We start from the raw sequence: 3,915 nt of genomic DNA on the forward strand, positions 1-3,915 counted from the left end.
ATGGCAGCCATCTAGTAGGCCTCCCGGAAGCGCCGGCGCAGCCAGAAGCCCAGCAGATTGAAGATCAGCGTGATCACGAACAGCGTCAGGCCGGCCGCGAAGATCGTCGCGTAGGGCAGAGATCCGTGCGGGAGGTCGCCCAGGCTCATCTGCACGATATAGGCGGTGATGGTGGCGGCGCCCTCACGCGGGTCGGAGGTCAGGTTGGGGTTCTGCCCGGCGGCGATGGCCACCACCATGGTCTCGCCCACCGCCCGGGCGAAGCCCAGCAGGTAGGCCGCCGTGATGCCGGAGAACGCGCCCGGAATGATCACCATGGTCGCCATCTGGACCCGGCTCATGCCGATCGCGAAGGCCCCTTCGCGGAGCGACATGGGCACCGCGCGCATGGCGTCCTCGCTGATCGAGACCACATAGGGCAGGATCATGACGCCCAGCACCAGACCCGGGATCAGCAGGTTGAAGCCCGAAAGTCCGGGAATGAACTGTTTGGCCAGCGGCGTGAGGAACAGCAGCGCGAAGTAGCCGAACACCACCGTCGGCACGGCCGCCAGCATCTCCAGCACCGGCTTCATCGCCTCGCGCACCGAGGCGGGTGCGAACTCACTGAGGTAGATCGAAAGCACCAGACCAAGCGGCGTCGCCACCAGCATGGCGATTCCCGCCGCCCAGAAGGTGGCGCTCAGCAGCGGCAGAATTCCGTATCGCGCTTCCGTGAACACCGGCGTCCACTCTGTGTCCGTCAGAAACGTCCAGAGCGGCACCGCCCGGAAGAACGGGAGCGACTCGGTCACCAGCACCCAGACAATGGCCGCCGTGATGAACACTGAGAGCGCCGCACAGGCGAATAGAATGCCCTGCATGACCGTCGCCAGCAGCCTCGCCCGACGCAGGAACGGGTTCGCCTTAAGCGCCTCGTATTCCGAGATCTCCGCGCCGGGGGTCATGGGCGGCGACTACTTGACCGCCGCGTCGGCCAGCAATTCCTCCGTCGTCACGCCCACCTTAGAGCCGCCGGCGAAGAAGGTGCCGGTCTTGCGCGCGGCGAATTTCGCGCGGGCCAGGGTATAGGCCTGCTGCGGCAGCGGGACGTAACCGACTTCCTTCACAAGGGCCTCGCTGTGCGTGCCGTCGAAGGCGAAGTTGATGAAGGCCGCCACGTGCGGCTTCTCATCGGCGTGCTTCTTGTTGATGTAATAGAAACGCGGCCGCGAGAGTGGCTGATACGTCGCGTCGCGCGCCGTCTCCACAGAGGGAGAGACACACTTTCCATCCGCCTGACGGATCGGGACCGATCGAACGGCGCCCTGGTTCTGGCTGTAGTAGGCGAGGCCCATATAGCCGAGCGCGCCGTTGTCGCCCGCCACGCCCTTGACCGTGACGTTGTCATCCTCGGTAGCCGTATAGTCGCCTCGCGAGGCGCCCTCCTCACCGTTCACCGCCTTGGTGAAGTAGTCGAACGTGCCGGAATCGGTGCCCGCGCCGAACAGCTTGATCGGCTGGTCCGGGAAGCTCGCGCGCACCTGACGCCAGGACGTGACCTTGCCCTGAGCGGCCGGCTCCCAGAGCTTCTTGAGTTCCGGCACCGTCAGGCAGTCGGCGAAGGTGTTGCTCGGGTTCACCACCACCGCGAGAGCGTCCAGCGCCACAGGCAGTTCGATGAACTCAATGCCCGCATCTGCGCAGGCCTTGATCTCTTCTTCCTTGATCGGACGCGAGGCGCTGGCGACGTCGATCTCGCCGCGGCAGAACTTCTTGAAGCCGCCGCCGGTGCCCGAGAGGCCGACCGTGACCCGGGTGCCCGAGCTCTTCTGGAACTCTTCGCCCAGCGCTTCCGAGATCGGATAGACTGTGCTCGATCCGTCCATCAGCAGCACCGCGCCGGACGCCGCCGTGCCGGCCTTGTCCTGGCCCTGCGTGCAGCCCGCCAGCGCCAGCGCGACCGTCGCCACGCCAATCACAGTCCGTCCGTACATGATCGCTCCAACGCGATGGGTTCACGGCTCGCTCGGAACCCCAGCAAAGGGTCCCTAGAGGGCGGTCGCGAAGCTTTGATGACAGGTGGGAGCGCGCGACAGCCGCGCGTCCTTGGGCGCGGCTTTGACCACAGTTTTATGACAGTTAGGTGACATTCCGGGTCGAATCCTGGTTGTGCCCCGCCCCAGACGCCGCCATTGAACCGGGCCACACGAACCCCAAATCGCGGGGCCAACGGATGTTCCGACAGAGAGGCCTTATGCTGCACTCGAGCCGATCCGTCCTGGCGCTTGCGGCCCTTTCCACCCTGGCCGCGACGCCGGCCTTGGCGGCTCCGGCGGACTCTCGACTTGAGGCCATGCAGCGCGAGCTCGAAGCCATGCGCGCCGAGCTCGCTCAGATGAAGGCGGAGGCCGGACGCGACGCCCGCATCGAGGCCATGCAGCGCCAGTTGGACGGCCTGTTCAGCCAACTGGCGGAGATTCGCTCCGCGCAGACCGCCGCCAGCGCCGAAATCATCACGCTGAAGACCCCTCCCAAGCCGCCAGCGCCCACCTCGGCGACCGCCAGCCTTGCCAACGGCCGACCCACCCTGACCAGCGCGGACGGGAAGTTCAGCGCCGCGTTCCGGTCGTATATCCAGCTCGACGCCGGGCGCTACTTCCAGGATGACGCCCTGCCGGCCGCCGTAACCGCCCGCGATCTCAATAGCGGAACCAATTTCCGGCGGGCCCGCCTGGGGATGGAAGGCCGCCTGTTCGGCGACTTCGACTACAACATCACCTATGATTTCGGTGGATCGGGAACCGACGACCCGGGCCGGCTCTACGAGGCCTCGGTCACCTACACGGGCCTCAAACCGCTGAGGGTCAAGTTGGGGGCCTGGGAACAGAACGCCGGCCTCGCGGCCTCCGTGTCGACAAGTCAGATGGCCTTCCTGGAACGACCCTCACCTTCCCACCTGAACCGCACGCTCGCCGCAGGCAACGCCAGGGTCGGCCTGGCGGTGTCAGGCGCTGGCGTCCTGGGCGCCGACAAGGATGGCCCCGGCGCCGGTTGGTTCGCGCACGGCGCGCTCACTGGCGGCACGATCTCGACCATTTCCTCTGCTGGCGGCGCAACCGCCCAGCCGTTTGACGAGCAGGTCGCCATGATCGGCCGCGTCGCGATCTCGCCTTACATGAACCAGACATGGCGCGCGCATCTGGGCGCCAATGTCCAACGGGTTCTGGAACCCGCCGACGCCGGCCAGGGCTCCGCAATCCTCTATCCCCTTCAGCTTCGCGATCGACCCGAGTTGCGGGTGGATGGGACCCGGTTGGTCGACACCGGCGCAATCGACTCGCTCGGCGCGAACAGCGTCGGCCTGGAAGCCGGCGTCACCGCCGGGCCCGTGCTGGTCGAAGCTGAATGGACTCGCATCCGCTTCGACCGCCGCGGTCCTGCCCTCTCGGGTGATCCCAGGTTCGAAGGCTGGTATCTTCAGGGCAGTTGGGCGATCACCGGCGAGCGGCGCGCCTACGATCCGGCAGACGCGCGATTCTCGGGCTTCCGCCCCAACCAGAACTTCGATCTCGCCAAGGGAACCTGGGGGGCCTTCGAACTGGCCGCCCGCTATTCTGTCACCGACCTCAACTACAATATCGGGCGTCTTGGCGCGGCCACGCCGCTCGGTGGCGTACGGGGCGGCGAGCAGCGGATCACCACGCTCGGCGTCAACTGGCAACTCAATGGCGCCCTGCGCCTGATGCTCCACTGGCAACAGGTGGAGATCGACCGGCTCAACGCCGCCGGCGCGGACATGAGCCAGGACTATGACGCCGTCGCGGCACGAGCCCAGATCGCCTTCTGAGATCCGGTTCGAATGTCGCGGCAGCGTCACGAGACCGACATGGCGGATCACTAGGCTCGCCGGCGTAAAACCCCTCTATCCTTCAA

Annotated in this window: 3 protein-coding genes; 1 reads left to right on the forward strand and 2 read right to left on the reverse strand. The window is 66.4% G+C overall.

Annotated features, from left to right (window positions below):
- Window positions 1-11: 11 nt before the first annotated feature.
- Complete coding sequence (gene pstC / locus ACIQ3R_RS16240) at window positions 12-947, reverse strand: phosphate ABC transporter permease subunit PstC (protein WP_397419896.1); 936 nt, start codon at window positions 945-947, stop codon at window positions 12-14.
- Between the two features lie 9 nt (window positions 948-956).
- Window positions 957-1,976, reverse strand: coding sequence for a PstS family phosphate ABC transporter substrate-binding protein (locus tag ACIQ3R_RS16245; RefSeq protein ID WP_397419897.1), 1,020 nt, complete (start codon window positions 1,974-1,976; stop codon window positions 957-959).
- A 260-nt stretch (window positions 1,977-2,236) separates the two neighbouring features.
- Here ACIQ3R_RS16245 and ACIQ3R_RS16250 point away from each other — a divergent pair, with 260 nt between their 5' ends.
- Complete coding sequence (locus ACIQ3R_RS16250; protein ID WP_397419898.1) at window positions 2,237-3,829, forward strand: OprO/OprP family phosphate-selective porin; 1,593 nt, start codon at window positions 2,237-2,239, stop codon at window positions 3,827-3,829.
- The last annotated feature ends 86 nt before the right edge of the window (window positions 3,830-3,915 follow it).

The organism is Phenylobacterium sp. (genome assembly GCF_044371015.1).
Lineage (GTDB): Bacteria > Pseudomonadota > Alphaproteobacteria > Caulobacterales > Caulobacteraceae > Phenylobacterium.

Coding starts and splice junctions, on each gene's coding strand:
- pstC (WP_397419896.1), bottom strand. CDS start 947: ATGACCCCCGGCGCGGAGATCTCGGAATACGAGGCGCTTAAGGCGAAC.
- ACIQ3R_RS16245 (WP_397419897.1), bottom strand. CDS start 1,976: ATGTACGGACGGACTGTGATTGGCGTGGCGACGGTCGCGCTGGCGCTG.
- ACIQ3R_RS16250 (WP_397419898.1), top strand. CDS start 2,237: ATGCTGCACTCGAGCCGATCCGTCCTGGCGCTTGCGGCCCTTTCCACC.